The sequence below is a fragment of the Enterobacter asburiae genome, assembly GCF_024599655.1.
GTDB classification, from domain to species: domain Bacteria; phylum Pseudomonadota; class Gammaproteobacteria; order Enterobacterales; family Enterobacteriaceae; genus Enterobacter; species Enterobacter asburiae_D.
This window is the reverse complement of record NZ_CP102247.1, coordinates 66,940-93,055: the sequence shown is the minus strand read 5'-3', so window position 1 is coordinate 93,055 and position 26,116 is coordinate 66,940. Positions and strand designations below refer to the sequence as shown.

Here is a 26,116-nt window from a genome sequence, read left to right as displayed (position 1 = left end):
CCCAGGATCCCAATGCTTTCTCGAAAGACTAAAGTTGAGTAGAATCCACGGCCCGGGCTTCAATCCATTTTCATACCGCTTTACGCGAGGCAGACCACCATGTTTTATCAGGATCCTTTTGACGTCATCATCATTGGCGGGGGTCATGCAGGCACTGAGGCCGCAATGGCCGCAGCGCGTATGGGTCAGCAGACCCTGCTTTTGACACACAATATCGACACGCTGGGACAAATGTCCTGTAATCCGGCGATTGGCGGCATTGGGAAAGGACACCTGGTAAAAGAAGTGGATGCACTTGGCGGCCTGATGGCGAAAGCGATCGATCGGGCTGGCATCCAGTTTAGGATACTAAACGCGAGTAAAGGTCCCGCTGTGCGTGCGACCCGTGCACAGGCAGACCGCGTGCTTTACCGTCAGGCTGTGCGCACCGCGCTGGAGAACCAGCCCAACCTGATGATCTTCCAGCAGGCTGTAGAAGATCTTATCGTTGAGAACGATCGCGTCGTGGGTGCCGTGACGCAGATGGGTCTCAAGTTCCGCGCGAAAGCCGTGGTGCTGACCGTGGGCACATTCCTTGACGGTAAAATTCATATCGGTCTGGATAACTACAGCGGTGGCCGTGCCGGCGATCCGCCGTCTATTCCCCTGTCTCGTCGTCTGCGTGAACTGCCGCTGCGCGTCAGCCGCCTGAAAACCGGTACGCCGCCGCGTATTGATGCGCGCACCATTGATTTCAGCGTGCTGGCGCAACAGCACGGTGATAACCCAATGCCTGTCTTCTCGTTCATGGGCAATGCGGCGCAACATCCGCAGCAGGTACCGTGCTACATCACGCATACCAACGAGAAAACCCATGACGTGATCCGCAATAACCTCGATCGCAGCCCCATGTATGCTGGCGTGATCGAAGGGATCGGCCCACGCTACTGTCCGTCGATCGAAGACAAAGTGATGCGCTTTGCCGATCGTAACCAGCACCAGATCTTCCTGGAGCCGGAAGGGCTGACCTCAAACGAAATTTACCCGAACGGCATCTCCACCAGCCTGCCGTTCGATGTGCAGATGCAAATTGTTCGCTCAATGCAGGGGATGGAGAATGCGAAAATCGTTCGCCCTGGCTACGCTATTGAGTACGATTTCTTCGATCCGCGTGACCTGAAGCCAACCCTGGAAAGCAAATTCATCCACGGTCTGTTCTTCGCGGGTCAGATTAACGGCACCACCGGCTACGAAGAAGCGGCTGCACAGGGTCTGCTTGCCGGTCTGAACGCCGCACGTTTCTCCGCTGAGAAAGAGGGCTGGGCGCCAGGCCGTTCTCAGGCGTATCTGGGCGTGCTGGTTGACGATCTCTGCACGCTGGGTACCAAAGAACCGTACCGTATGTTTACCTCTCGCGCGGAATATCGCCTGATGCTGCGCGAAGATAACGCCGACCTGCGTCTGACCGAAATGGGCCGCGAGCTGGGTCTGGTGGATGACGAACGCTGGGCGCGCTTTAACGAGAAGCTGGAGCGCATTGAACAGGAACGCCAGCGCCTGAAAACCACCTGGGTGAATCCGCAGGCGGAAACCGCTGCCGAAGTAAACGCTCACTTAACAGCGCCGCTGTCGCGTGAAGCCAGCGGGGAAGATCTGCTGCGCCGTCCTGAAGTCACCTACGAGAACCTGGTCAAACTGACCGCGTTCGCGCCGGGACTGGAAGATGCTGAAGCGGCAGAGCAGGTTGAGATCCAGGTGAAGTACGAAGGTTACATCGCGCGTCAGCAGGATGAGATCGAAAAACAGCAGCGTAACGAAAACACGCTACTGCCGGAAATGCTGGACTACCGCCAGGTGACGGGCCTTTCTAACGAAGTGATCGCCAAGCTAAACGATCACAAACCGGTGTCGATCGGCCAGGCGTCCCGCATCTCGGGGGTTACCCCTGCGGCGATTTCGATCCTGCTGGTCTGGCTGAAAAAGCAAGGTATGTTGCGCCGCAGCGCGTAATTGACATTGCTTTTGGCGGGTGGCGCTTCGCTTACCCGCCCTACTTATTCGTAGGCCCGGTAAGCGGCAGCGCCACCGGGCGAAAAATCGCTAAACAGGTATTCACCGTGCTCAACAAACTCTCTCGTCTGCTGGATCAGGCAGGTATTTCGCTCACCGATCACCAGAAAAATCAGCTGGTGGCCTATGTCGATATGCTGAACAAATGGAACAAAGCGTACAACCTGACCTCAGTACGTGACCCCAACGAGATGCTGGTACGCCATATTCTCGATAGCATTGTAGTTGCCCCCTGGCTGAAAGGTGAGCGTTTCATCGACGTGGGGACAGGACCTGGTTTACCGGGCGTTCCGCTGTCGATTGTTCGCCCTGAGAGCCACTTCACCCTGCTGGACAGCCTCGGCAAGCGCGTGCGCTTTTTACGTCAGGTACAGCATGAGCTGAAGCTGGAGAACATCACACCCGTGCAGAGCAGGGTAGAGGAGTTCCCAGCGGAGCCGCCGTTTGACGGGGTTATCAGCCGTGCTTTTGCGTCGCTCAACGATATGGTGAGCTGGTGTAAGCACTTGCCTGCAGAAAATGGCCGCTTCTATGCGCTGAAAGGGCAGTTGCCAGGCGATGAGATTGAACAGCTTCCGGACGGATTTGCTGTTGAATCCATCGAGAAATTAAACATTCCTCAGCTCGATGGGGAACGTCATCTGGTGATAATTAAGCCAAACAATTTTTAAAAAATTAATAAAAAATGTGGAATTTGTGCTGTTCTTAGCATGTTAAAAAACAGCACAACTACCGGGGATTTACCGGTGAGCATTTAACCTCTTTTTCACTAAGGTTTTTCTTCCGGTTAACGTAGCGCCTATTATTCACCAAGAAGATAGTCATCTGTGAAAATATAAGGCTGCTAAAAGTGGAAGGCAGTAACCAGAACGCAATGTTAATTATTTATTAAGAATGTCAATAAAAGGTTTTTATTGTGTACTGGGCTGTTTTGAAAATAGTTACGACGTTTTGCGTTTAATTTCATAAAGATAAATTTCTGCGATTTGCGTCTTTGATAAAGACAACCTTATCGCAAATGTGTGTTTTGTGATCTCGTGCACGCTTTATCGTCAACGTTTTCGCGCTGTTTGCAGTTTTGGTCGAAGGTTGACGCTTTCAGCGAAAGTTAAAAAATAGCGGTGGGGAAAAATATTTAAACATTTATTCACCTTTTCGCTACTTAATGTTTGAAATCACGGGTGCGCACCGTATAATTTGACCGCTTTTTGATGCTTGACTCTGAGCCTTAAAGGACGTTTTATACGACACGCGGCATACCTCGAAGGGAGCAGGAGTAAAAACGTGATGTCTGTGTCGCTCTTGAGTAGAAACGTTGCTCGTAAGCTTCTGTTCGTTCAGTTTCTGGCTGTGATAGCAAGTGGACTGCTGTTTAGCCTCAAAGACCCCTTCTGGGGCATCTCCGCCGTGTGCGGGGGTTTGGCGGTTGTGCTGCCAAACGTGTTGTTTATGATTTTTGCCTGGCGTCATCAGGCGCATACACCCGCCAAAGGCCGCGTGGCCTGGTCCTTCGCCCTCGGCGAAGTGTGTAAGGTGTTGCTGACCTTTGCTTTACTGGTGATGGCGCTGGCGGTTTTGAAAGTGGTCTTCATGCCGCTGATAGCAACGTGGGTTTTGGTGCTGGTGGTACAAGTTCTGGCTCCAGCTGTAATCAATAACAAAGGGTAAAAGGCATCATGGCTTCAGAAAATATGACGCCGCAGGATTACATAGGTCACCATCTGAATAACCTTCAGCTGGACCTGCGTACATTCTCGCTGGTGGATCCACATAACCCCCCGGCCACCTTCTGGACGATCAACATCGACTCCATGTTCTTCTCGGTGGTTTTGGGTCTTCTGTTCCTGGCCATGTTCCGCGGTGTTGCTAAACGAGCGACCAGCGGTGTACCAGGGAAATTCCAGACCTTCATCGAAATGATCATCGGCTTCGTCCATGGCAGCGTCAAAGACATGTACCATGGTAAGAGCAAGCTGATTGCTCCGCTGGCCCTGACCGTGTTCGTTTGGGTCTTCCTGATGAACCTGATGGACCTGCTGCCAATCGATCTGCTGCCGTTTATCGGCGAGCACATCTTCGGCCTGCCTGCGCTGCGTGTTGTACCGTCTGCGGACGTGAACATCACCCTGTCGATGGCGCTGGGCGTATTTATCCTGATTCTTTTCTACAGCATCAAAATGAAAGGCGTAAGCGGCTTTGTGAAAGAGCTTACCTTGCAGCCGTTCAACCACTGGGCGTTTATTCCGGTCAACCTGATCCTGGAAGGCGTTAGCCTGCTGTCCAAACCTGTTTCACTGGGTCTGCGACTGTTCGGCAACATGTATGCGGGTGAGCTGATTTTCATTCTGATCGCGGGTCTTCTGCCGTGGTGGTCACAGTGGATTCTTAATGTGCCATGGGCCATTTTCCACATCCTGATCATTACGCTGCAAGCCTTTATCTTCATGGTTCTGACGATCGTCTATCTGTCGATGGCGTCTGAAGAGCACTGATTTTTTACCAACACTACTACGTTTTAATTGAAACAAACTGGAGACTGTCATGGAAAACCTGAATATGGATCTGCTGTACATGGCTGCCGCTGTGATGATGGGTCTGGCGGCTATCGGTGCTGCGATCGGTATCGGCATCCTCGGGGGCAAATTCCTGGAAGGCGCAGCGCGTCAACCTGATCTGATTCCTCTGCTGCGTACTCAGTTCTTTATCGTTATGGGTCTGGTGGATGCTATCCCAATGATCGCTGTAGGTCTGGGTCTGTACGTGATGTTTGCTGTCGCGTAGTAGTAGTTTTAAAACCCTAAGCCACAGAAATTAAAGAGGTATTGTGCTGTGAACATGAACGCAACAATCCTCGGCCAGGCCATCGCGTTTATTCTCTTTGTCTGGTTCTGCATGAAGTATGTATGGCCGCCTTTAATGGCTGCCATCGAAAAACGTCAGAAAGAAATTGCTGACGGTCTGGCTTCCGCAGAACGCGCTAAGAAAGATTTGGACCTTGCACAGGCCAACGCGACAGACCAGCTGAAAAAAGCGAAAGCGGAAGCTCAGGTCATCATCGAACAGGCTAACAAACGCCGTTCGCAGATCCTGGACGAAGCCAAAGCTGAAGCAGAACAGGAACGTACTAAGATCGTGACACAGGCTCAGGCAGAAATTGATGCTGAGCGTAAACGTGCTCGTGAAGAACTGCGTAAGCAGGTTGCGATTCTGGCTGTTGCTGGCGCCGAGAAGATCATCGAACGTTCCGTGGATGAAGCTGCTAACAGCGACATCGTGGACAAACTTGTCGCTGAACTGTAAGGAGGGAGGGGCTGATGTCTGAATTTGTTACGGTAGCTCGCCCCTACGCCAAAGCAGCTTTTGACTTTGCTGTCGAACACCAAAATGTCGATCGCTGGCAGGATATGCTGGCGTTTGCCGCTGAGGTGACGAAAAACGAACAAATGGCTGAGTTGCTTTCCGGTGCGTTAGCACCTGAAACTCTCGCCGCGTCGTTTATCGCCGTGTGCGGAGAGCAACTGGATGCCAACGGCCAGAACCTGATTAAGGTCATGGCAGAAAATGGTCGTCTCCGTGTGCTCCCGGATGTTCTCGAGCAGTTTGAGCACTTACGTGCGCTGAGTGAAGCAACCGCGGAAGTTGAAGTGACTTCTGCGACTGAACTGAGTAACGAACAGCTTGCGAAAATCACCGCCGCGATGGAAAAACGTCTGTCACGCAAAGTTAAGCTGAATTGCAAAATCGATAAGTCTGTAATGGCAGGCGTAATCATCCGTTCGGGTGATATGGTCATTGATGGCAGCGTACGCGGCCGTCTTGAACGCCTTGCAGACGTCTTGCAGTCTTAAGGGGACTGGAGCATGCAACTGAATTCCACCGAAATCAGCGAACTGATCAAGCAGCGCATTGCTCAGTTCAGTGTTGTGAGTGAAGCTCACAACGAAGGTACTATTGTTTCTGTAAGTGACGGTGTTATCCGCATCCACGGCCTGGCCGATTGTATGCAGGGTGAGATGATTTCCCTGCCGGGTAACCGTTACGCTATCGCACTGAACCTGGAGCGCGACTCCGTAGGTGCAGTTGTGATGGGTCCATACGCTGACCTCGCCGAAGGCATGAAGGTTAAGTGTACTGGCCGTATTCTGGAAGTGCCGGTTGGCCGTGGCCTGCTGGGTCGCGTTGTTAACACCCTGGGTGCGCCAATCGACGGTAAAGGTCCGGTTGAGCACGATGGCTTCTCCCCAATCGAAGTTATCGCACCAGGCGTTATCGACCGTCAGTCCGTAGATCAGCCTGTTCAGACAGGTTATAAGTCCGTTGATGCCATGATCCCAATCGGTCGTGGTCAGCGTGAACTGATCATCGGTGACCGTCAGACCGGTAAAACCGCGATGGCAATCGACGCCATCATCAACCAGCGTGACTCCGGTATCAAATGTGTGTACGTGGCCATCGGCCAGAAAGCGTCCACCATTTCCAACGTGGTCCGTAAACTGGAAGAGCACGGCGCACTGTCTAACACCATCGTTGTGGTAGCAACTGCGTCTGAATCCGCTGCACTGCAATACCTGGCGCCATACGCCGGTTGCGCAATGGGCGAATACTTCCGTGACCGCGGTGAAGATGCGCTGATCGTATACGATGACCTGTCTAAACAGGCTGTTGCTTATCGTCAGGTTTCCCTGCTGCTCCGTCGTCCACCTGGACGTGAAGCGTTCCCTGGCGACGTATTCTACCTCCACTCTCGTCTGCTGGAGCGTGCTTCCCGCGTTAACGCGGAATACGTCGAGAACTTCACCAAAGGTGAAGTGAAGGGTAAAACGGGCTCTCTGACCGCTCTGCCGATCATTGAAACCCAGGCGGGTGACGTTTCTGCGTTCGTTCCGACCAACGTAATCTCCATTACCGATGGTCAGATCTTCCTGGAAACCAACCTGTTTAACTCCGGTATTCGTCCGGCGGTTAACCCGGGTATCTCCGTATCCCGTGTTGGTGGTGCTGCTCAGACCAAGATCATCAAGAAACTGTCCGGTGGTATCCGTACCGCGCTGGCACAGTATCGTGAACTGGCTGCTTTCTCTCAGTTCGCATCCGATCTGGACGAAGCAACCCGTAAACAGCTGAGCCACGGTCAGAAAGTGACCGAGCTGCTGAAGCAGAAACAGTACGCACCAATGTCTGTTGCTCAGCAGGGCCTGGTACTGTTCGCGGCTGAACGCGGTTACCTCGAAGATGTGGAACTGGCGAAAATCGGTAGCTTCGAAGCCGCTCTGCTGGCTTACGTCGACCGTGATCACGCTCCGCTGATGCAAGAGATCAACCAGACCGGTGGCTATAACGACGAAATCGAAGGCAAGCTGAAAGCTATCCTCGATTCCTTCAAAGCAACCCAATCCTGGTAATCGTCCGGCGGCTTGTCTCAGGACAAGCCGCCTGGCATTGAGGAGAAGCTCATGGCCGGCGCAAAAGAGATACGTAGTAAGATCGCAAGCGTCCAGAACACGCAAAAGATCACTAAAGCGATGGAGATGGTCGCCGCTTCCAAAATGCGTAAATCGCAGGATCGCATGGCGGCCAGCCGTCCTTATGCAGAAACCATGCGCAAAGTGATTGGTCACCTTGCAAACGGTAATCTGGAATATAAGCACCCTTACCTGGAAGAACGCGACGTTAAGCGCGTGGGCTACCTGGTGGTGTCGACCGACCGTGGTCTGTGTGGCGGCTTGAACATTAACCTGTTCAAAAAACTGCTGGCGGATATGAAAGCATGGTCTGAAAAAGGCGTTCAGTGCGATATCGCAATGATCGGCTCTAAAGGCGTCTCTTTCTTTAACTCCGTTGGTGGCAACATTGTCGCTCAGGTGACCGGTATGGGTGATAACCCGTCCCTGTCCGAACTGATCGGCCCGGTTAAAGTGATGTTGCAGGCCTATGATGAAGGCCGTCTGGACAGACTGTACGTTGTCAGCAACAAATTCATTAACACCATGTCTCAGGTTCCAACGCTCACTCAGATGCTGCCGTTACCGGCATCAGAAGATGACGAGCTGAAGCAAAAAGCCTGGGATTACCTGTATGAACCCGATCCGAAACCGCTGCTGGATACCCTGCTGCGTCGTTACGTTGAATCTCAGGTTTATCAGGGCGTTGTAGAAAACCTGGCCAGCGAGCAGGCCGCACGAATGGTGGCGATGAAAGCCGCGACCGATAATGGCGGCAGCCTGATTAAAGAGCTGCAGTTGGTTTACAACAAAGCTCGTCAGGCCAGCATTACTCAGGAACTCACCGAGATCGTCTCGGGGGCCGCCGCGGTTTAACCAGGTTTACGAATTACGTAGAGGATTCAAGATGGCTACTGGAAAGATTGTCCAGGTAATCGGCGCCGTGGTGGACGTCGAGTTCCCTCAGGACGCCGTACCACGCGTGTACGACGCGCTTGAGGTACAGAATGGTAACGAGAGCCTGGTGCTGGAAGTTCAGCAGCAGCTCGGCGGCGGTATCGTGCGTACCATCGCGATGGGTTCTTCCGACGGTCTGCGTCGTGGTCTGGAAGTCAAAGACCTTGAGCACCCGATCGAAGTCCCGGTAGGTAAAGCAACACTGGGTCGTATCATGAACGTATTGGGTCAACCAATCGACATGAAAGGCGACATCGGTGAAGAAGAGCGTTGGGCTATCCACCGCGCGGCACCTTCCTACGAAGAGCTGTCCAGCTCTCAGGAACTGCTGGAAACCGGTATCAAAGTTATCGACCTGATGTGTCCGTTCGCGAAGGGCGGTAAAGTCGGTCTGTTCGGTGGTGCGGGTGTTGGTAAAACTGTAAACATGATGGAGCTGATCCGTAACATCGCGATCGAGCACTCCGGTTACTCTGTGTTTGCGGGCGTAGGTGAACGTACTCGTGAGGGTAACGACTTCTACCACGAAATGACCGACTCCAACGTTCTGGACAAAGTTTCCCTGGTTTACGGCCAGATGAACGAGCCACCAGGAAACCGTCTGCGCGTTGCGCTGACCGGCCTGACGATGGCTGAGAAGTTCCGTGACGAAGGCCGTGACGTTCTGCTGTTCGTTGATAACATCTATCGTTACACCCTGGCCGGTACGGAAGTATCTGCACTGCTGGGTCGTATGCCTTCAGCGGTAGGTTATCAGCCTACGCTGGCGGAAGAGATGGGTGTTCTTCAGGAACGTATCACCTCTACCAAAACCGGTTCTATCACCTCCGTTCAGGCGGTATACGTACCTGCGGATGACTTGACTGACCCATCTCCAGCAACCACCTTTGCTCACTTAGATGCAACCGTGGTACTGAGCCGTCAGATCGCGTCTCTGGGTATCTACCCAGCCGTTGACCCGCTGGACTCCACCAGCCGTCAGCTGGATCCACTGGTTGTGGGTCAGGAACACTACGACACCGCGCGTGGCGTACAGTCCCTGCTGCAGCGTTACCAGGAACTGAAAGACATCATCGCCATCCTGGGTATGGATGAACTGTCTGAAGAAGACAAACTGGTGGTAGCACGTGCGCGTAAGATCCAGCGCTTCCTGTCCCAGCCATTCTTCGTTGCGGAAGTATTCACCGGTTCTCCGGGTAAATACGTTTCCCTGAAAGACACCATCCGTGGCTTTAAAGGCATCATGGAAGGCGAATACGATCACCTGCCGGAGCAGGCGTTCTACATGGTTGGTTCCATCGACGAAGCCGTGGAAAAAGCCAAAAAACTTTAACGCCTTAATCGGAGGGTGATATGGCAATGACTTACCACCTGGACGTCGTCAGCGCAGAGCAACAAATGTTCTCTGGTCTGGTCGAGAAAATCCAGGTAACGGGTAGTGAAGGTGAACTGGGTATTTTCCCGGGTCACGCACCGCTGCTCACCGCCATTAAGCCTGGTATGATCCGCATCGTTAAACAGTTCGGTCACGAAGAGTTTATCTATCTGTCCGGCGGCATTCTTGAAGTGCAGCCTGGCAGTGTGACCGTTCTGGCCGATACCGCTATCCGTGGCCAGGATCTCGACGAAGCGCGAGCCCTGGAATCGAAGCGTAAGGCTGAAGAGCACATTAGCAGCTCTCATGGTGACGTGGATTACGCTCAGGCGTCTGCGGAGCTGGCCAAAGCGATCGCGAAACTGCGCGTTATCGAGTTGACCAAAAAAGCGATGTAACACCGGCTTGAAAAGCACAAAAGCCAGTCTGGATACCAGGCTGGCTTTTTTTTTCGGCCTTAATTCATGATGAAAAAGATGTAGAATTTTAAGCATCAAACGTTTTTACTTCACACTCAAACTACCGTCAGGATGCGTATGTCAAACAGTGCGATGAGCGTGGTGATCCTTGCCGCTGGCAAAGGGACCCGCATGTATTCCGATCTGCCTAAGGTGCTCCACACGCTTGCAGGAAAGCCAATGGTGCAGCATGTCATTGATGCAGCGAATGAACTGGGTGCCAGTCAGGTCCACCTGGTCTACGGCCACGGTGGCGATCTGCTGAAAAAGACGCTGAGCGATGACAAGCTCAACTGGGTGCTTCAGGCAGAACAGTTGGGTACAGGCCATGCGATGCAGCAGGCAGCGCCCTTCTTTGCGGATGACGAAGACATTTTGATGCTCTACGGCGATGTCCCGCTGATCTCCGTGGAAACGCTGACTCGCCTGCGTGAAGCCAAACCGCAGGGCGGCATCGGTTTGTTAACCGTTGTGCTGGACGATCCGAGTGGGTATGGCCGCATTACGCGTGAAAACGGCAAGGTAACCGGGATTGTTGAGCATAAAGATGCCAGCGATGAACAGCGTCAGATTCCGGAGATCAACACCGGTATCCTGATTGCCAACGGCGCGGATATGAAGCGCTGGCTGTCCAAACTCAACAACAACAACGCGCAGGGTGAATACTACATCACCGACATCATTGCGATGGCGTACCACGAAGGGCGTGAAATTGCCGCCGTTCATCCGGCGCGCATCAGCGAAACGGACGGCGTGAACAACCGCCTGCAGCTTTCCCGTCTTGAGCGTATTTATCAGTCCGAGCAGGCCGAAAAACTGCTGCTGGCGGGCGTGATGCTGCGCGATCCGGCGCGTTTCGATCTGCGTGGTTCGTTATCTCACGGGCGTGACGTTGAGATTGATACTAACGTTATCCTCGAAGGTCACGTCACGCTGGGCAATCGCGTCAAAATTGGCGCCGGCTGCGTGATTAAAAACAGCGTCATCGGCGACGACTGTGAAATCAGCCCGTACAGCGTGGTGGAAGATGCCCGTCTGGATGCCGCCTGTACCATCGGTCCGTTTGCGCGTCTGCGCCCGGGTGCTGAGCTGCTGGAAGGCGCTCACGTGGGTAACTTCGTGGAAATGAAAAAAGCGCGTCTGGGTAAAGGCTCGAAAGCCGGTCATCTGACCTATCTGGGCGACGCGGAAATTGGCAATAACGTGAATATTGGTGCGGGGACTATTACCTGTAACTATGACGGCGCGAATAAGTTTAAAACCATCATCGGTGACGACGTGTTCGTTGGCTCCGATACGCAGCTGGTGGCGCCTGTTACCGTGGGTAACGGGGTGACCATTGCCGCCGGAACAACTGTTACGCGCGATGTGGCCGAGAACGAGCTGGTGTTAAGCCGCGTTCCGCAGGTCAGCAAGCAGGGCTGGAAACGCCCGGTGAAGAAAAAGTAACAACAAGGCGGGTGGCGCTACGCTTACCCGCCCTACGATTGAGTAGGCCTGATAAGGCATAGCCGTCATCAGGCAAACCCGGGAGAGGAGATAAATATATATCTCCCCCCACAAGCAGTACCCATAAAAATAACCCCACTCTCTACAAGGCTCGGGGCGCCCGGAAAGGGCAGATACAGGTCAGCGACAACGCAGGCATAATGCCTAAATTCGGAATCTAAAATTATGTGTGGAATTGTTGGCGCAGTTGCGCAGCGTGATATTGCTGAAATCCTTCTCGAAGGTTTACGTCGTCTGGAATACCGTGGTTACGACTCAGCCGGTCTGGCTGTCGTCGATGCAGAAGGTCATATGACCCGTCTGCGTCGTCTCGGTAAAGTGCAGATGCTGGCCCAGGCCGCGGAAGAACATCCGCTGCACGGTGGGACCGGTATTGCTCACACCCGCTGGGCGACGCACGGCGAACCGTCTGAAGGTAACGCGCACCCGCATGTGTCTGAACACATCGTGGTCGTGCACAACGGCATTATCGAAAACCACGAACCGCTGCGCGAAGAACTGAAAGCGCGCGGCTACACCTTCGTCTCTGAAACTGACACCGAAGTGATTGCTCACCTGGTGCACTGGGAGCTGGAGCAGGGCGGTACACTGCGTGATGCGGTGCTGCGTGCTATCCCTCAGCTGCGCGGTGCGTACGGTACGGTAATCATGGATTCCCGCGACCCGTCCACGCTGCTAGCCGCGCGTTCCGGTAGCCCGATGGTTATCGGTCTGGGCATGGGCGAAAACTTCATCGCTTCTGACCAGCTGGCGCTCCTGCCGGTTACCCGTCGCTTTATCTTCCTTGAAGAGGGTGATATCGCGGAAGTAACTCGCCGCAGCGTGACCGTATTCGATACCAAAGGCGAGCAGGTGAAACGTCAGGAGATCGAATCGAATCTGCAGTACGACGCGGGCGACAAAGGCGCTTACCGTCACTACATGCAGAAAGAGATTTACGAGCAGCCAAACGCCATCAAAAACACCCTGACCGGGCGCATCAGCCACGGTGAGGTTGACCTGAGCGAGCTGGGCGCAAACGCGAACGAACTGCTTGGCAAGGTCGAGCATATTCAGATCGTGGCCTGCGGCACCTCCTACAACTCCGGTATGGTTTCTCGCTACTGGTTTGAATCCCTGGCGGGCGTGCCGTGCGATGTGGAAATCGCGTCTGAATTCCGCTATCGCAAATCCGCTGTGCGTCGTAACAGCCTGATGATCACCCTTTCCCAGTCCGGCGAAACGGCGGATACGCTGGCCGCGCTGCGTCTCTCTAAAGAGCTGGGTTACCTGGGCTCGCTGGCCATCTGTAACGTCCCGGGCTCCTCGCTGGTGCGTGAATCCGATCTGGCGCTGATGACCAAAGCGGGTACCGAAATCGGCGTGGCCTCCACCAAAGCGTTTACCACTCAGCTGACTGTTCTGCTGATGCTGGTGGCGAAGCTGGCGCGTCTGAAAGGCGAAGATGCTTCCGTTGAGCACGACATCGTTCACGGCCTGCAGGCGCTGCCGAGCCGTATTGAGCAGATGCTGTCTCAGGACAAACGCATTGAAGCGCTGGCGGAAGATTTCTCTGACAAACATCACGCCCTGTTCCTGGGTCGTGGCGATCAGTATCCGATTGCGCTGGAAGGCGCGCTGAAGCTGAAAGAGATCTCCTACATTCACGCTGAAGCCTATGCGGCAGGCGAGCTGAAACACGGCCCGCTGGCGCTGATTGACGCGGATATGCCGGTCATCGTTGTGGCACCAAACAACGAACTGCTGGAAAAACTGAAGTCTAACATCGAAGAAGTGCGCGCCCGCGGCGGTGTTCTGTACGTCTTCGCCGACAAAGATGCCGGTTTTGTCAGCAACGACAACATGCACATTATCGAGATGCCGCATGTGGAAGAGGTTATCGCACCAATCTTCTACACCGTTCCGCTGCAGCTGCTGGCCTATCACGTTGCGCTGATCAAAGGCACCGACGTTGACCAGCCGCGTAACCTGGCGAAATCGGTTACCGTAGAATAATCCCTTCAGGCTCCACCTTTGGGTGGAGCTTTTTTATCCTGCCCGTCTTGTTTTTAATCAATCCTTTCTCGTTTTTAATAATGACAATCTGTCATCTTCAGCTACTTTTTTCAGTGTCACATAAAGAAAATATTTCTGAAAACGTCTTGTCATAAAAGCGGCTAACACGATGAAAATTAAGCTTTCTTTTGCTGGTTTTTAAGTGGAATTTTCGTTGTCATAAAACTGTCATAATTCGTACATTTATCTGTCACCTGTTTGTCCTATTTTGCTCATCGTAGCCACTAAACAACGATTTACGAAAATCTTGCAGGAGACATTATGAAAGTTATGCGTACCACTGTCGCAACTGTTGTCGCCGCGACCTTATCTCTGAGCGCGTTCTCTGTATTTGCAGAAGCAAGCCTGACTGGCGCTGGTGCAACCTTCCCTGCGCCGGTGTATGCCAAATGGGCGGATACCTACCAGAAAGAAACCGGTAACAAGGTTAACTATCAGGGTATCGGCTCCTCCGGTGGCGTTAAACAAATTACCGCGAACACGGTTGATTTCGGCGCATCAGACGCTCCGCTGTCTGACGACAAACTGGCTCAGGAAGGCCTGTTCCAGTTCCCGACCGTGATCGGTGGCGTGGTCCTGGCCATCAACCTGCCGGGCGTGAAGTCGGGTGAGCTGGTGCTGGACGGCAAAACCCTGGGTGACATCTACCTGGGCAAAATCAAAAAATGGGATGACGAAGCGATCGCTAAACTCAACCCAGGCCTGAAGCTGCCTTCTCAGAACATCGCCGTGGTTCGCCGCGCGGATGGTTCCGGTACCTCTTTCGTGTTCACCAGCTACCTGGCAAAAGTGAACGAAGAGTGGAAATCTAAAGTCGGTTCCGGCTCTACCGTTAACTGGCCAACCGGTCTGGGCGGTAAAGGTAACGACGGTATCGCCGCGTTCGTACAGCGTCTGCCTGGCTCAATTGGTTACGTAGAGTATGCGTACGCTAAGCAGAACAACCTGTCCTACACCAAGCTGGTTTCCGCCGATGGCAAACCGGTTAGCCCGACCGAAGAGAACTTTGCTAACGCAGCGAAAGGCGCTGACTGGAGCAAATCTTTCGCGCAGGATCTGACTAACCAGAAAGGCGAAGGTGCATGGCCAATCACCTCTACCACCTTCATCCTGGTTCACAAAGAGCAGAAGAAACCTGAGCAGGGCACCGAAGTGCTCAAGTTCTTCGACTGGGCGTACAAAAACGGCGGCAAACAGGCTAACGCCCTGGATTACGCCACCCTGCCGGACAGCGTGGTTGAGCAGATTCGTGCTGCATGGAAAACCAACGTGAAAGACAGCAGCGGTAAAGCGCTGTACTAACAGGATATATTTAACGAAGATGGCGGGTGGCGCTGCGCTTACCCGCCCTACGCTTTAAGCTGTAGGCCCGGTAAGCGTCAGCGCCACCGGGCATATTCGTAAAAACGTCTCAAACAGAAGAGTAATTTATGGCTGCAACCAAGCCTGCATTTAACCCTCCGGGTAAAAAAGGTGACATGATTTTCAGCGCGCTGGTAAAACTGGCTGCGCTGATTGTGCTATTGCTGCTGGGCGGCATTATCGTGTCTCTGATTTTCTCCTCATGGCCGAGCATCCAGAAATTCGGTTTCTCCTTCCTGTGGACCAAAGAGTGGGACGCGCCGAACGACATCTACGGTGCCCTGGTGCCGATTTACGGCACGCTGGTGACCTCGTTCATCGCCCTGCTGATTGCGGTTCCGGTGAGCTTTGGTATTGCCCTGTTCCTGACGGAGCTGGCGCCGGGCTGGCTGCGACGCCCGCTGGGTATTGCCATCGAACTGCTGGCGGCCATTCCGAGTATCGTTTACGGCATGTGGGGCCTGTTCATCTTTGCTCCGCTGTTCGCCACATACTTCCAGGAACCGGTCGGTAACGTTCTTTCTGCTATTCCGTTTGTGGGTGCCCTGTTCTCTGGCCCGGCTTTCGGTATCGGCATTCTGGCGGCAGGAGTGATCCTCGCCATCATGATTATTCCTTACATTGCGGCGGTTATGCGCGATGTCTTCGAACAAACGCCGGTGATGATGAAAGAGTCGGCCTACGGCATCGGCTGCACCACCTGGGAAGTTATCTGGCGCATTGTCCTTCCGTTCACCAAAAATGGGGTGATCGGGGGCGTGATGCTGGGCTTAGGTCGTGCGCTGGGTGAAACCATGGCGGTCACCTTTATCATCGGTAACACCTACCAGCTCGACAGCGTGTCGCTCTACATGCCGGGTAACAGTATTACCTCGGCGCTGGCGAATGAATTTGCGGAAGCGGAATCGGGGCTGCACGTGGCGGCGCTGATGGAGCTGGGTCTGATTCTGTTCGTTATCACCTTCATTGTTCTGGCGATTTCCAAGCTGATGATTATGCGCCTCGCTAAAAATGAGGGAGCACGCTAATGGCCACTCTCGAAATGCAAGCTACCGCTGAACTGGCGGAATCCCGCCGTAAAATGCAGGCCAGACGCCGCATGAAAAACCGTATTGCCCTGTCGCTCTCTATGGCGACGATGGCATTCGGCCTGTTCTGGCTGGTCTGGATCCTCTTCTCGACGGTCGTTCGCGGGATTGACGGGATGTCACTGTCGCTGTTCACCGAAATGACGCCGCCGCCGAACACGGCGGGTGGTGGCCTGGCGAATGCCCTGGCGGGCAGCGGCCTGTTGATCCTGTGGGCGACGGTCTTCGGCACGCCGCTGGGCATCATGGCGGGCATCTACCTGGCAGAATACGGTCGTAAATCCTGGCTGGCGGAAGTGATTCGCTTCATCAACGACATTCTGCTGTCAGCCCCGTCTATCGTCGTGGGTCTGTTTGTTTACACCGTGGTGGTGGCGCAGATGGAACACTTCTCCGGCTGGGCGGGTGTGATTGCACTGGCGCTGCTGCAGGTGCCGATTGTTATTCGTACCACCGAGAACATGCTGAAACTGGTGCCGGACAGCCTGCGTGAAGCGGCTTATGCGCTGGGTACGCCGAAATGGAAGATGATCTCTGCGATTACGCTGAAGGCTTCCGTCTCCGGGATCATGACCGGTATCCTGCTGGCGGTTGCGCGTATCGCAGGTGAAACGGCGCCGCTCCTGTTTACGTCTCTCTCCAATCAGTTCTGGAGCACGGACATGATGCAGCCGATCGCCAACCTGCCGGTGACGATCTTTAAATTTGCGATGAGCCCATTCGCGGAATGGCAGCAGCTGGCCTGGGCCGGGGTGCTGATCATTACCCTTTGCGTACTGTTGCTGAACATTCTGGCGCGCGTCATTTTCGCGAAGAAGAAACACGGTTAATTTTTTACGGCGCGGCAGCTCGCGGCGCCGAATGAGGAAATGAGTCAATGAGTATGGTTGATACTGCCCCGGGTAAGATTCAGGTTCGTGATTTGAACTTCTACTACGGCAAATTCCATGCCCTGAAGAACATCAACCTGGATATCGCAAAGAACCAGGTCACGGCATTTATCGGTCCGTCCGGCTGTGGAAAATCCACGCTGCTGCGTACCTTTAACAAAATGTATTCGCTCTATCCGGAGCAGCGCGCTGAAGGTGAAATCATCCTGGACGGCGAAAACATTCTGACCCAGGCTCAGGATATCGCCCTGCTGCGCGCCAAAGTGGGGATGGTGTTCCAGAAACCAACGCCGTTCCCGATGTCCATTTATGACAACATCGCCTTTGGCGTTCGTCTGTTCGAAAAGCTCTCCCGTGCCGATATGGACGAGCGCGTGCAGTGGGCTTTGACCAAGGCCGCATTATGGAACGAAACCAAAGATAAGTTGCACCAGAGCGGTTACTCTCTCTCCGGTGGCCAGCAGCAGCGTCTGTGCATTGCGCGCGGTATTGCTATTCGCCCGGAAGTGTTGCTGCTGGATGAGCCGTGTTCAGCGCTGGACCCGATCTCAACCGGCCGTATTGAAGAGCTGATCACCGAGCTGAAGCAGGATTACACCGTGGTTATCGTGACCCATAACATGCAGCAGGCTGCACGTTGTTCCGATCACACTGCGTTTATGTACCTGGGCGAGTTGATTGAGTTCAGCGATACGGACGCGCTGTTCACCAGGCCCGCGAAGAAACAAACCGAAGATTATATTACTGGCCGCTACGGTTGATTTGCCTTAGTGCATGTGGAGAAACCATGGACAACCTCAATCTTAATAAACACATTTCAGGCCAGTTCAACGCAGAGCTGGAAAGCATCCGCACGCAGGTGATGACCATGGGTGGCATGGTTGAGCAGCAGCTTTCTGATGCGATTACGGCAATGCACAACCAGGACAGCGAGCTGGCGAAGCGCGTCATTGAAGGCGACAAAAACGTCAACATGATGGAAGTCGCTATCGACGAGGCATGCGTGCGCATTATCGCGAAACGTCAGCCGACGGCGAGCGACCTGCGTCTGGTGATGGCGATCATCAAAACCATCGCCGAGCTGGAGCGTATTGGTGACGTTGCGGATAAAATCTGCCGCACCGCGCTGGAGAAGTTCTCTCAGCAGCACCAGCCGCTGCTGGTGAGCCTGGAGTCGCTGGGCCGCCACACCGTGCAGATGCTGCACGACGTGCTGGATGCCTTTGCGCGTATGGATCTGGACGAAGCGGTGCGTATCTACCGTGAAGACAAGAAGGTCGACCAGGAGTATGAAGGCATTGTGCGTCAGCTGATGACCTACATGATGGAAGATTCACGTACGATCCCAAGCGTACTGACTGCCCTGTTCTGCGCGCGCTCCATCGAGCGTATCGGCGACCGCTGCCAGAACATTTGCGAATACATTTTCTACTTCGTGAAAGGTCAGGACTTCCGTCACGTGGGCGGCGACGAGCTGGACAAGCTGCTGGCGGGTAAAGATCCGAAAGAGTGATCCTCGGAAATATGCCCGGTGGCGCTGCGCTTACCGGGCCTACGAGCCCTGTAGGCCGGATAAGCGTTAGCGCCATCCGGCTTTGTTTTTTCAGCGAGTAATATCCCACCCGCGTGCTTTCCACAATTCAGGCAACTGCGCCAGATCGGTAAAGGTCGTCACGTTGGGATGCTCGATCGGCTTGTTGTGCGGATCGGCGCAGAAGTAAAACACCTCCATCCCCGCATCAATCCCCGACTGCGCGCCCGCAGATGAGTCATCCACCAGAATGCAGTTCTCTACGTTAACGTTCATCGCTTTTGCCGCATGGAACATCAGCGCCGGGTCTGGCTTCCAGCGCTGGATATCGTAGCCGCTGAACAGTTTTTCAGGAAAATGGTGCAACATCTCAAGCTTACCCAGCGAGTGCTGCATTTTGCTGACCGGGCCGTTAGAGACGACGCAGATTGGCACCGTCATCGCATCCAGCAGCGCGTTAGCCCCGGAGATAACCTCCAGCTCGGAGTCAAACAGGCGTGCGACCTCGGCGCGGTACACCGGTTCCAGATCCGCTTTCGCCAGATCCACACCGTGTTCTTCGTTAATGATGTCGATGATCTCGTAGAGCTTCACGCCCTTAAAGCGTTTAAACACCTCTTCGAGTTCCAGCGTAATGCCAAATTCCTGGAACATAGTGACATACGCGCGGGAACAAATGACCTCACTGTCGACCAGCGTACCGTCGCAGTCGAAAAATACCGCTTCAATTCCGGACATGCTTTTCCCTTTTAACAAGTTTAACGTTTACGTCCGGCAGTTCACCGGGACGCAATCGTTGCCGTATAAGCAAAATCAATGAAAAAAGTATCACGTAACCGCCACTATTGTCGCTTTTTGGTATAGGATAGCGACGAATTTTCCCTCCTTGTTCGGAATTGATGATGAGTCAACAACACACTACCCAGACGTCTGGTCAGGGTCTGCTTGAGCGCGTTTTCAAACTGCGCGAGCACGGCACAACGGCACGCACCGAAGTGATCGCTGGTTTCACCACCTTCCTGACGATGGTCTATATCGTTTTTGTGAACCCTCAAATTCTGGGCGTTGCTGGCATGGATACCAGCGCCGTCTTTGTAACCACCTGCCTGATTGCGGCCCTTGGCAGCATTCTGATGGGTGTGTTCGCTAACCTGCCGGTTGCGCTGGCACCGGCGATGGGCCTGAATGCGTTCTTCGCGTTCGTGGTTGTTCAGGCGATGGGTCTGCCGTGGCAGGTTGGCATGGGCGCCATCTTCTGGGGCGCGGTTGGCCTGCTGCTGCTGACCATTTTCCGCGTGCGTTACTGGATGATTGCAAACATTCCTGTGAGCCTGCGCGTGGGCATCACCAGCGGTATCGGTCTGTTCATCGGTATGATGGGGCTGAAAAACGCCGGTGTGATCGTGGCGAACCCGGATACGCTGGTGAGCATCGGTCACCTGACCTCTCATAACGTGCTGCTGGGCGTGCTGGGCTTCTTTATCATCGCGATCCTGGCTTCCCGCAATATTCACGCGGCGGTGCTGGTGTCCATCGTGGTCACCACCCTGCTGGGCTGGATGCTGGGCGACGTTCACTATAACGGTATCGTCTCCGCGCCACCGAGCGTCTCTACCGTGATTGGTCACGTCGATCTGGCGGGTTCCCTGAACCTGGGCCTGGCGGGCGTGATTTTCTCCTTCATGCTGGTCAACCTGTTTGACTCCTCCGGCACGCTGATTGGCGTGACCGACAAAGCGGGTCTGGCGGATGAAAAAGGGAAATTCCCGCGCATGAAGCAGGCGCTGTTTGTGGACAGCGTCTCCTCTGTGACCGGTGCTTTTATCGGAACCTCCTCCGTTACCGCGTACATTGAATCTTCTTCCGGCGTGTCTGTGGGCGGCCGTACCGGCCTGACGGCGGTGGTCGTGGGTATTCTGTTCCTGCTGGTGATCTTCCTCTCTCCGCTGGCGGGTATGGTTCCACCGTATGCGGCAGCCGGCGCGCTGATCTATGTGGGTGTGCTGATGACCTCCAGCCTGTCACGCGTGAAGTGGGATGATTTAACCGAAGCGGTGCCGGCGTTTATTACCGCCGTGATGATGCCGTTCAGCTTCTCGATTACCGAAGGCATCGCGCTGGGCTTTATCTCTTACTGCGTAATGAAGATCGGTACCGGCCGCTTCCGCGACCTCAGCCCATGCGTGATTGTTGTGGCGCTGCTGTTTGTGCTGAAGATTGTGTTTATTGACGCGCACTAAGGTGCGGTTTGTGGTGTCAGGTGGCGCTTCGCTTACCTGACCTACTGACGAGTGTAGGCCCGGTAAGCGCTAGCGCCACCGGGCTTTTTTATCAGGCTTTAACCCGCTTAATATAATCCCCAAACGCCGTCAGCTGGCCAGACAGATGATCGCGCGTGCTCTGATCCACTACTTCACCCGTTTGTGGGTCGACCTTGTTCTGAATCACACCACCCATAAATTCCGGCTTGTTCATGACCATCGCATCCAGGAATACCAGGATCTGGCGCAGATGATACTGGCAGCGCGCGCCGCCAATCGCGCCCATTGAGCTGGTCTGGATCAGCACCGGTTTGCCTGACAGCGGCTGCTCGGGTAAACGGGACAGCCAGTCGATGGCATTCTTCAGGCCGCCCGGAACCGAGTAGTTATACTCCGGCGTGACGATGACCACGCCGTCGGCCTGGCGGATCTGCTCTGCCAGCGCCTCAACGCTCTGCGGGAACCCTTCTTCCTGCTGGACATCCGCATCATACAGCGGAATATCGCCAATAGACGGCAGGGCGCTAACTTCCATTCCTGCCGGTGCCAGCTGTGGCAGCGTGCGGGCAACCATCCCGTTAAATGAACCTTTGCGCAGGCTTCCCAGTAACGTAACTACTTTCAACGTATCAGACATGATTACTCCTGTTTCATCATGATGACCCTGATTGGATCAGCTAAGGGTGAATGCTTTTTCTGCCGGTAAACTGGTTAAACGCATCAGGCGTGCGGCGGGCTCGTTGGCGCGCTCGGGCACATCAGGAAGGCTACGCCATCCCTGTTGACTGTCAAATTCCCAGATTTTCATGCGTTCGATGGCGGGGGTAACCGCAATTGACCAAATGAGCACATCCTCTGCGTCACTGAGCGCCTCTACCAGCGTGGCCTGAGTGGCACGAAGACGTCCGGAGCCTGGCAGCAGCTGCAGCAGGCTGGCGTCGTCTGAGGCGCATCCACAAAGCTTGCGAATGCTCTGGCGCAAGGTAATGAGCTGGGCTCTGGCTTCGACAGGGTCGTTCTGGTTGCGGACCCACAGCTTCTCATTGCTGGAGAGCGGATAGTCTTCATGCGCATTACCGCCATGGAAGCTGCGCGTCGCGCGCTGAAGTTCCATATCGAGCCCACAATCCCCTTCGGTGGTCAGCGCGACGCCAATGATATTGCCCGCGTAGGCAATCGAAAAACGAGGGAGATCCGGGTCGGCAAAGACCGGGCGGCCTTCGGGTTGGGTAATGATGTCCGGCAGCTCGCTGGTGCCGTACAGCATAAACAGCAGTTCTGCGAGAAGCGCTCTGGACGCTAAAAACCGCGTTCTGCGGTGCTCCGGGAGAGTGAGTGCTTCACTGTGACAGGCTGAAGAAATTCTTGCCGATACGAGACGTCCTTCCGTAAGTATCCCTCTTGCAAAGTGCGTAGCCATTTTTCGCTCCTTGATAATGGTCGTAATCGGTTAAACGGTTACATGATTATCGCTTAACTTGACTCCTGTTTTAATCAGTAAATGGGAGTAAGAGAAGCCTTAGGACCGAACTTTACATTTTCTTAGGCAAAAATTGGATCGCTGGCACCGTACAGCGCCTTGATGGTCTCCCGCAGCCAGAGGATTTTCGGATTATGGCTGTTCCGTTTATGCCAGATCAGCGTGAAGGGAACGGTAAGCTTTTCAGCCTGCGCTTCAACAATGGGAATAGGCAGCGCGATCAGCTTCCGCTGGTGGAGTTGATTGTAGTGATGACAGTAGTGCGGAGCCGTGGCGATATAGTTATGCCCGGGCTGGGCTGCCATAAACATCGACTGCTCAAAGCCCGGCACGCACATGGCAATATTTCTCTCTCGACCCATCTCCTTTAGCACTTCGTCCAGCGCCCAGGTGTCGCTACGTTCCCAGAAGATACTGATATGCGGATAGCGCAGGAAGGTTTCGAGGTTCCATTCATCCTGAAGCGCGGGGTGATCCTCACGCAGATACACGCACGGACGGTCGCTGAACAGGATCTCGTAGTCGATAAACCACGGCAACAGCTTCAGCAGCTCGCGAGAGCGCGGATGTGTTTCTCGGCCGGTAAAGCCAAGATCGACCTCCCCACGCGTAATGGCATCCAGCGAGTCGTAATCCCAGTGACGCATCTTCACCGTCGCCTGCGGATAGCGCTGGTTTACCTGCTCCAGCAGGGTGTTAAAGCGGATCAGCATCAACGGCGTTTCGGCGGCCAGCACGAACGTTAGCCCGCCTGGCGAATCATGGTGGAATTTATCGAGGATCTGGTTGCCGATTTGCATCCACTCGGCCAGATCCTGCTCCAGGCTTACCGTCAGCGGGGTTGGCAGCAGCCCTAACGGCGTTTTGACAAACAGCGGGTCGTCAAACCAGTCACGCAGCTTGGCCAGTGATTTACTCACCGCCGAGGGCGTCACGTTCATCCGCTTCGCCGCTTTGGTGACGCTGCGCTCCTGCAGCAAAAGCTGCAGGCAAAGCAAGAGATTAAGATCGAGACTGCTGATGGGCTTCTTCATAATGCGCCGCGGGCCGGATAACCATAAGTAAGGTGATGCACAGTATGCTACAGCCAATCAGAACCCCGATCAGCATATTCAGCGCGTTAAGCCCGATGACCGCCGCCAGCCAAATCCACAGCGACGAGCCGCAGACTTGCGCTATCCCCAGCACCGAGCTTGCCACGCCTGCCCGAAGCGAGAAGGGGCCAAGCGCCTGACTCATCGCCACGCCAAAGCCAACCGAGAACCCGGCACAAATGAGGGTAATTCCCACCAGCATCACCGCATGTGAGCTGGTGGTCGCCAGAAGCACGCCAGCCGTGAGGAATAAAACCTGTGAGGTCAGCATCAACGCGCGCTGGCTGAAAACATTTAGCGCAAACGGGGTGGAGAACGAGACCGCCATACTGACCATGGCGGTTAATGCCATCACCGTTGAATACTCACCCCGATCGAAGCCCATGGTTTCCATCAGTAAAACCGGGGAAACGTTTACATAAGTGAGGATCACCGCCACGCTTAACGTGGTCACGGCCAGACGACTGAGGAAAAAGCGGTTAAGCAGCTTCTCGGCTGGGTGAATCGTTGGGGTATGACCGGTATTCTGCGAGCCCGGGTGGGTCTCTTTCAGCACGGCGATGGACAGGATAAACACCAGCGCGCCCATCGCCGCCATGGTCCAGAACAGGCTCTGCCACGGGAATTTCAGCATGATCAGATATCCCACGACCGGGGCCAGCACCGGGATGATGCAGGTAATGCCGTTCAGCATCGACAGCACCTTCGCGCGACGCTGGGCGCTTAGGGTGTCTCGCAAAATGGCAAAAGCGACGACGTAACAGCCACCGGCTCCAATGCCCTGAATGAAGCGGCCTGACAGGAACACGGTGCTGTTCTGCGCCTGTGAGCAGAGAAGAGAGGCCAGGGCAAAAATGATGGCACCCGTTATGGCGACAGGCTGACGGCCTGCCTTATCCGCGATCTTTCCGGCAAACACCATAGACGACGCCATCCCCGCAAGGTAGGCCGAAAACGCGATGTGCAGCTGCGCTTCGCTGGCACCCAGATCGCGGGCGATATGGGGCAATCCCACCAGATACATATCAATACCAGACGGATAAAGCAGAACTAATGCGAAACTACAAAACAGAAAACGCGCCATAAACCCCCCATAGATGCAGGCATGCAGGATAGGGGGTGAAAAGGGATTAGGCGAGTTGCCATTTGGACAATGGTGATTTCCTGGGAGGAAATCACCATCAATGAGCGGGCATTACTTCCCGATACAGAAGCTCGAGAAGATCCTTCCCAGCAGATCGTCCGACGTAAACTCCCCGGTGATCTCGCTCAGATTCTGCTGCGCCAGACGCAGCTCTTCCGCCAGCAGCTCGCCCGCCCACGCGCCGATCAGCTGCGCTTTACCCTGAACAAGGTGGTTTGCCGCCTCTTCCAGCGCCTGCAGGTGACGACGACGCGCCAGGAAGCCGCCTTCCATGCTGGTATCAAAGCCCATGCTCTGCTTGAGATGGTTACGCAGGTCGTCAACGCCTTCACCGGTGCGCGCCGACAGGCGAATCAGTGAGTGACCATTCACATCGCTGATACCCAGCGTTTCACCGGTAACGTCCGCTTTGTTGCGCACCACGGTGATCGGCAATTTCGCCGGCAGACGGGCGATAAAGTCTGGCCAGATGTCCGCCGGGTCCACGGCGTCGGTCGTGGTGCCGTCCACCATAAACAGCACGCGGTCGGCCTGCTCGATCTCCTGCCAGGCGCGTTCGATACCGATGCGTTCAACTTCGTCGCTGGCATCGCGCAGGCCCGCTGTGTCGATAATATGCAGCGGCATCCCGTCGATGTGGATATGCTCGCGCAGCACGTCGCGGGTGGTGCCGGCAATGTCGGTGACGATCGCCGCTTCACGGCCCGCCAGGGCGTTCAGCAGGCTCGATTTCCCGGCGTTAGGGCGTCCGGCAATCACCACCTTCATCCCTTCACGCAGCAGGCTGCCCTGGCGCGCTTCGGCGCGAACGGCGTCGAGATCGTTCATCACCTGGTTGAGCTGCGCTTCGATTTTACCGTCAGAGAGGAAGTCGATCTCCTCATCCGGGAAGTCAATAGCCGCTTCCACGTAGATCCTAAGGTGAGTAAGTGCTTCCACAAGGTGATTTACGCGGGCGGAAAATGCCCCCTGCAGCGAGTTCAGGGCGGAGCGGGCCGCCTGTTCAGAGCTCGCGTCGATCAGGTCTGCTATCGCTTCTGCCTGCGCAAGGTCGAGCTTGTCGTTGAGGAAAGCACGCTCGGAGAACTCGCCCGGCTTCGCAATGCGCAGGCCTGGCAGGGTCAGAATACGTTTTAACAGCAGGTCGAGGATAACCGGGCCGCCGTGGCCCTGCAGCTCCAGCACATCTTCGCCGGTGAAGGAGTTCGGGCCGGGGAACCACAGCGCAATGCCCTGGTCCAGCGGCGTGCCGTCTGTGTCCTTAAACGGTAGATAGTCAGCGTAGCGCGGCTTTGGCAGTTTACCCAGCACCGCTTCGGCCACCTCGCGCGCCTTCAGGCCGGAGATACGCAGAATGCCTACACCACCGCGTCCCGGTGGGGTTGCCTGGGCGACGATAGTGTCGTTATGGCTCATGGTTGG

25 protein-coding genes are annotated in these 26,116 nt (G+C 54.8%); 19 read left to right on the top strand and 6 right to left on the bottom strand.

All coding sequences use genetic code 11. From position 1 onward, the window contains the following. Nucleotides 1–99: 99 nt before the first annotated feature. The 18 genes from mnmG (at nt 100) to phoU (ending at nt 18,697) form a co-directional block, all read left to right on the top strand. A complete protein-coding gene (mnmG, locus tag NQ230_RS00430; RefSeq protein WP_024907889.1) occupies nt 100–1,989 on the top strand; it encodes a tRNA uridine-5-carboxymethylaminomethyl(34) synthesis enzyme MnmG in 1,890 nt (629 codons plus the stop codon). A 107-nt stretch (nt 1,990–2,096) separates the two neighbouring features. Next, entirely contained in the window at nt 2,097–2,720 is a 624-nt protein-coding gene (gene rsmG / locus NQ230_RS00425) for a 16S rRNA (guanine(527)-N(7))-methyltransferase RsmG (protein ID WP_121423348.1), read from the top strand. Nucleotides 2,721–3,336: 616 nt separating this feature from the next. Further along, entirely contained in the window at nt 3,337–3,717 is a 381-nt protein-coding gene (gene atpI, locus NQ230_RS00420; RefSeq protein ID WP_023333920.1) for a F0F1 ATP synthase subunit I, read from the top strand. A gap of 8 nt (nt 3,718–3,725) precedes the next feature. After that, nucleotides 3,726–4,541 carry a F0F1 ATP synthase subunit A gene (gene atpB, locus NQ230_RS00415; protein WP_023309789.1) on the top strand — a complete coding sequence of 272 codons (816 nt, stop codon included), beginning with the start codon at nt 3,726–3,728 and terminating at the stop codon, nt 4,539–4,541. A 49-nt stretch (nt 4,542–4,590) separates the two neighbouring features. Then, nucleotides 4,591–4,830 carry a F0F1 ATP synthase subunit C gene (atpE, locus tag NQ230_RS00410; RefSeq protein WP_000429386.1) on the top strand — a complete coding sequence of 80 codons (240 nt, stop codon included), beginning with the start codon at nt 4,591–4,593 and terminating at the stop codon, nt 4,828–4,830. Between the two features lie 48 nt (nt 4,831–4,878). After that, the gene (atpF, locus tag NQ230_RS00405) at nt 4,879–5,349 is read left to right on the top strand and encodes a F0F1 ATP synthase subunit B (protein ID WP_014072436.1); all 471 of its coding nucleotides are present in this window, start codon (nt 4,879–4,881) and stop codon (nt 5,347–5,349) included. Between the two features lie 14 nt (nt 5,350–5,363). Continuing rightward, nucleotides 5,364–5,897: a F0F1 ATP synthase subunit delta gene (atpH, locus tag NQ230_RS00400; RefSeq protein ID WP_023309790.1), complete on the top strand. Its 534-nt coding sequence runs from the start codon at nt 5,364–5,366 to the stop codon at nt 5,895–5,897. A gap of 12 nt (nt 5,898–5,909) precedes the next feature. Next, nucleotides 5,910–7,451, top strand: coding sequence for a F0F1 ATP synthase subunit alpha (gene atpA / locus NQ230_RS00395; RefSeq protein WP_006808751.1), 1,542 nt, complete (start codon nt 5,910–5,912; stop codon nt 7,449–7,451). A gap of 51 nt (nt 7,452–7,502) precedes the next feature. Then, on the top strand, nt 7,503–8,366 hold the full coding sequence (atpG, locus tag NQ230_RS00390; RefSeq protein WP_008500191.1) for a F0F1 ATP synthase subunit gamma: 864 nt from the start codon (nt 7,503–7,505) through the stop codon (nt 8,364–8,366). Between the two features lie 31 nt (nt 8,367–8,397). Further along, complete coding sequence (gene atpD / locus NQ230_RS00385; RefSeq protein WP_006177559.1) at nt 8,398–9,780, top strand: F0F1 ATP synthase subunit beta; 1,383 nt, start codon at nt 8,398–8,400, stop codon at nt 9,778–9,780. A 20-nt stretch (nt 9,781–9,800) separates the two neighbouring features. Beyond that, nucleotides 9,801–10,220 (top strand): F0F1 ATP synthase subunit epsilon, encoded by a 420-nt coding sequence (locus tag NQ230_RS00380; RefSeq protein WP_006177560.1) that lies wholly within the window; start codon nt 9,801–9,803, stop codon nt 10,218–10,220. A gap of 138 nt (nt 10,221–10,358) precedes the next feature. Continuing rightward, nucleotides 10,359–11,729, top strand: a complete 1,371-nt coding sequence (gene glmU / locus NQ230_RS00375) for a bifunctional UDP-N-acetylglucosamine diphosphorylase/glucosamine-1-phosphate N-acetyltransferase GlmU (RefSeq protein ID WP_257259506.1) — start codon at nt 10,359–10,361, stop codon at nt 11,727–11,729. A gap of 225 nt (nt 11,730–11,954) precedes the next feature. Next, nucleotides 11,955–13,784 (top strand): glutamine--fructose-6-phosphate transaminase (isomerizing), encoded by a 1,830-nt coding sequence (gene glmS, locus NQ230_RS00370; protein ID WP_023309792.1) that lies wholly within the window; start codon nt 11,955–11,957, stop codon nt 13,782–13,784. Nucleotides 13,785–14,105: 321 nt separating this feature from the next. Continuing rightward, on the top strand, nt 14,106–15,146 hold the full coding sequence (gene pstS / locus NQ230_RS00365) for a phosphate ABC transporter substrate-binding protein PstS (protein WP_063145553.1): 1,041 nt from the start codon (nt 14,106–14,108) through the stop codon (nt 15,144–15,146). A gap of 128 nt (nt 15,147–15,274) precedes the next feature. Continuing rightward, nucleotides 15,275–16,234: a phosphate ABC transporter permease PstC gene (gene pstC, locus NQ230_RS00360; protein WP_023333924.1), complete on the top strand. Its 960-nt coding sequence runs from the start codon at nt 15,275–15,277 to the stop codon at nt 16,232–16,234. Continuing rightward, a complete protein-coding gene (gene pstA, locus NQ230_RS00355) occupies nt 16,234–17,124 on the top strand; it encodes a phosphate ABC transporter permease PstA (RefSeq protein ID WP_023309794.1) in 891 nt (296 codons plus the stop codon). The genes pstC and pstA overlap by 1 nt, the downstream gene beginning before the upstream one ends. Nucleotides 17,125–17,171: 47 nt before the next feature. Further along, nucleotides 17,172–17,945 (top strand): phosphate ABC transporter ATP-binding protein PstB, encoded by a 774-nt coding sequence (pstB, locus tag NQ230_RS00350; protein WP_010426574.1) that lies wholly within the window; start codon nt 17,172–17,174, stop codon nt 17,943–17,945. Nucleotides 17,946–17,971: 26 nt separating this feature from the next. Continuing rightward, nucleotides 17,972–18,697 (top strand): phosphate signaling complex protein PhoU, encoded by a 726-nt coding sequence (gene phoU / locus NQ230_RS00345; protein ID WP_008500182.1) that lies wholly within the window; start codon nt 17,972–17,974, stop codon nt 18,695–18,697. Nucleotides 18,698–18,787: 90 nt separating this feature from the next. Here phoU and yieH read toward each other — a convergent pair whose 3' ends face one another. Next, nucleotides 18,788–19,453: a 6-phosphogluconate phosphatase gene (gene yieH / locus NQ230_RS00340; RefSeq protein WP_257259503.1), complete on the bottom strand. Its 666-nt coding sequence runs from the start codon at nt 19,451–19,453 to the stop codon at nt 18,788–18,790. Between the two features lie 164 nt (nt 19,454–19,617). Between yieH and adeP the strand changes: the two genes are divergently transcribed. Further along, complete coding sequence (gene adeP, locus NQ230_RS00335) at nt 19,618–20,955, top strand: adenine permease AdeP (protein ID WP_147429993.1); 1,338 nt, start codon at nt 19,618–19,620, stop codon at nt 20,953–20,955. 91 nt (nt 20,956–21,046) lie between these two features. Here adeP and NQ230_RS00330 read toward each other — a convergent pair whose 3' ends face one another. The 5 genes from NQ230_RS00330 to mnmE form a co-directional block, all read right to left on the bottom strand. Beyond that, complete coding sequence (locus NQ230_RS00330; RefSeq protein WP_121423352.1) at nt 21,047–21,613, bottom strand: NADPH-dependent FMN reductase; 567 nt, start codon at nt 21,611–21,613, stop codon at nt 21,047–21,049. 36 nt (nt 21,614–21,649) lie between these two features. Continuing rightward, entirely contained in the window at nt 21,650–22,396 is a 747-nt protein-coding gene (locus NQ230_RS00325) for a 4'-phosphopantetheinyl transferase family protein (protein WP_063145549.1), read from the bottom strand. A 122-nt stretch (nt 22,397–22,518) separates the two neighbouring features. Continuing rightward, the gene (gene yidZ, locus NQ230_RS00320) at nt 22,519–23,490 is read right to left on the bottom strand and encodes an HTH-type transcriptional regulator YidZ (protein WP_213823200.1); all 972 of its coding nucleotides are present in this window, start codon (nt 23,488–23,490) and stop codon (nt 22,519–22,521) included. Continuing rightward, complete coding sequence (locus NQ230_RS00315; RefSeq protein ID WP_257259499.1) at nt 23,459–24,634, bottom strand: MFS transporter; 1,176 nt, start codon at nt 24,632–24,634, stop codon at nt 23,459–23,461. Before NQ230_RS00315 ends, yidZ begins: the two co-directional genes overlap by 32 nt. Nucleotides 24,635–24,745: 111 nt before the next feature. Beyond that, nucleotides 24,746–26,110 (bottom strand): tRNA uridine-5-carboxymethylaminomethyl(34) synthesis GTPase MnmE, encoded by a 1,365-nt coding sequence (gene mnmE / locus NQ230_RS00310; RefSeq protein ID WP_032662070.1) that lies wholly within the window; start codon nt 26,108–26,110, stop codon nt 24,746–24,748. Nucleotides 26,111–26,116: the final 6 nt, after the last annotated feature.

Excerpts from the sequence above, each read along its gene's own strand:
- mnmG (WP_024907889.1), top strand. The coding sequence starts at position 100 with ATGTTTTATCAGGATCCTTTTGACGTCATCATCATTGGCGGGGGTCAT.
- atpI (WP_023333920.1), top strand. The coding sequence starts at position 3,337 with ATGTCTGTGTCGCTCTTGAGTAGAAACGTTGCTCGTAAGCTTCTGTTC.
- atpB (WP_023309789.1), top strand. The coding sequence starts at position 3,726 with ATGGCTTCAGAAAATATGACGCCGCAGGATTACATAGGTCACCATCTG.
- atpE (WP_000429386.1), top strand. The coding sequence starts at position 4,591 with ATGGAAAACCTGAATATGGATCTGCTGTACATGGCTGCCGCTGTGATG.
- atpH (WP_023309790.1), top strand. The coding sequence starts at position 5,364 with ATGTCTGAATTTGTTACGGTAGCTCGCCCCTACGCCAAAGCAGCTTTT.
- atpA (WP_006808751.1), top strand. The coding sequence starts at position 5,910 with ATGCAACTGAATTCCACCGAAATCAGCGAACTGATCAAGCAGCGCATT.
- atpG (WP_008500191.1), top strand. The coding sequence starts at position 7,503 with ATGGCCGGCGCAAAAGAGATACGTAGTAAGATCGCAAGCGTCCAGAAC.
- atpD (WP_006177559.1), top strand. The coding sequence starts at position 8,398 with ATGGCTACTGGAAAGATTGTCCAGGTAATCGGCGCCGTGGTGGACGTC.
- NQ230_RS00380 (WP_006177560.1), top strand. The coding sequence starts at position 9,801 with ATGGCAATGACTTACCACCTGGACGTCGTCAGCGCAGAGCAACAAATG.
- glmU (WP_257259506.1), top strand. The coding sequence starts at position 10,359 with ATGTCAAACAGTGCGATGAGCGTGGTGATCCTTGCCGCTGGCAAAGGG.
- glmS (WP_023309792.1), top strand. The coding sequence starts at position 11,955 with ATGTGTGGAATTGTTGGCGCAGTTGCGCAGCGTGATATTGCTGAAATC.
- pstS (WP_063145553.1), top strand. The coding sequence starts at position 14,106 with ATGAAAGTTATGCGTACCACTGTCGCAACTGTTGTCGCCGCGACCTTA.
- pstC (WP_023333924.1), top strand. The coding sequence starts at position 15,275 with ATGGCTGCAACCAAGCCTGCATTTAACCCTCCGGGTAAAAAAGGTGAC.
- pstA (WP_023309794.1), top strand. The coding sequence starts at position 16,234 with ATGGCCACTCTCGAAATGCAAGCTACCGCTGAACTGGCGGAATCCCGC.
- pstB (WP_010426574.1), top strand. The coding sequence starts at position 17,172 with ATGAGTATGGTTGATACTGCCCCGGGTAAGATTCAGGTTCGTGATTTG.
- phoU (WP_008500182.1), top strand. The coding sequence starts at position 17,972 with ATGGACAACCTCAATCTTAATAAACACATTTCAGGCCAGTTCAACGCA.
- yieH (WP_257259503.1), bottom strand. The coding sequence starts at position 19,453 with ATGTCCGGAATTGAAGCGGTATTTTTCGACTGCGACGGTACGCTGGTC.
- adeP (WP_147429993.1), top strand. The coding sequence starts at position 19,618 with ATGAGTCAACAACACACTACCCAGACGTCTGGTCAGGGTCTGCTTGAG.
- NQ230_RS00330 (WP_121423352.1), bottom strand. The coding sequence starts at position 21,613 with ATGTCTGATACGTTGAAAGTAGTTACGTTACTGGGAAGCCTGCGCAAA.
- NQ230_RS00325 (WP_063145549.1), bottom strand. The coding sequence starts at position 22,396 with ATGGCTACGCACTTTGCAAGAGGGATACTTACGGAAGGACGTCTCGTA.
- yidZ (WP_213823200.1), bottom strand. The coding sequence starts at position 23,490 with ATGAAGAAGCCCATCAGCAGTCTCGATCTTAATCTCTTGCTTTGCCTG.
- NQ230_RS00315 (WP_257259499.1), bottom strand. The coding sequence starts at position 24,634 with ATGGCGCGTTTTCTGTTTTGTAGTTTCGCATTAGTTCTGCTTTATCCG.
- mnmE (WP_032662070.1), bottom strand. The coding sequence starts at position 26,110 with ATGAGCCATAACGACACTATCGTCGCCCAGGCAACCCCACCGGGACGC.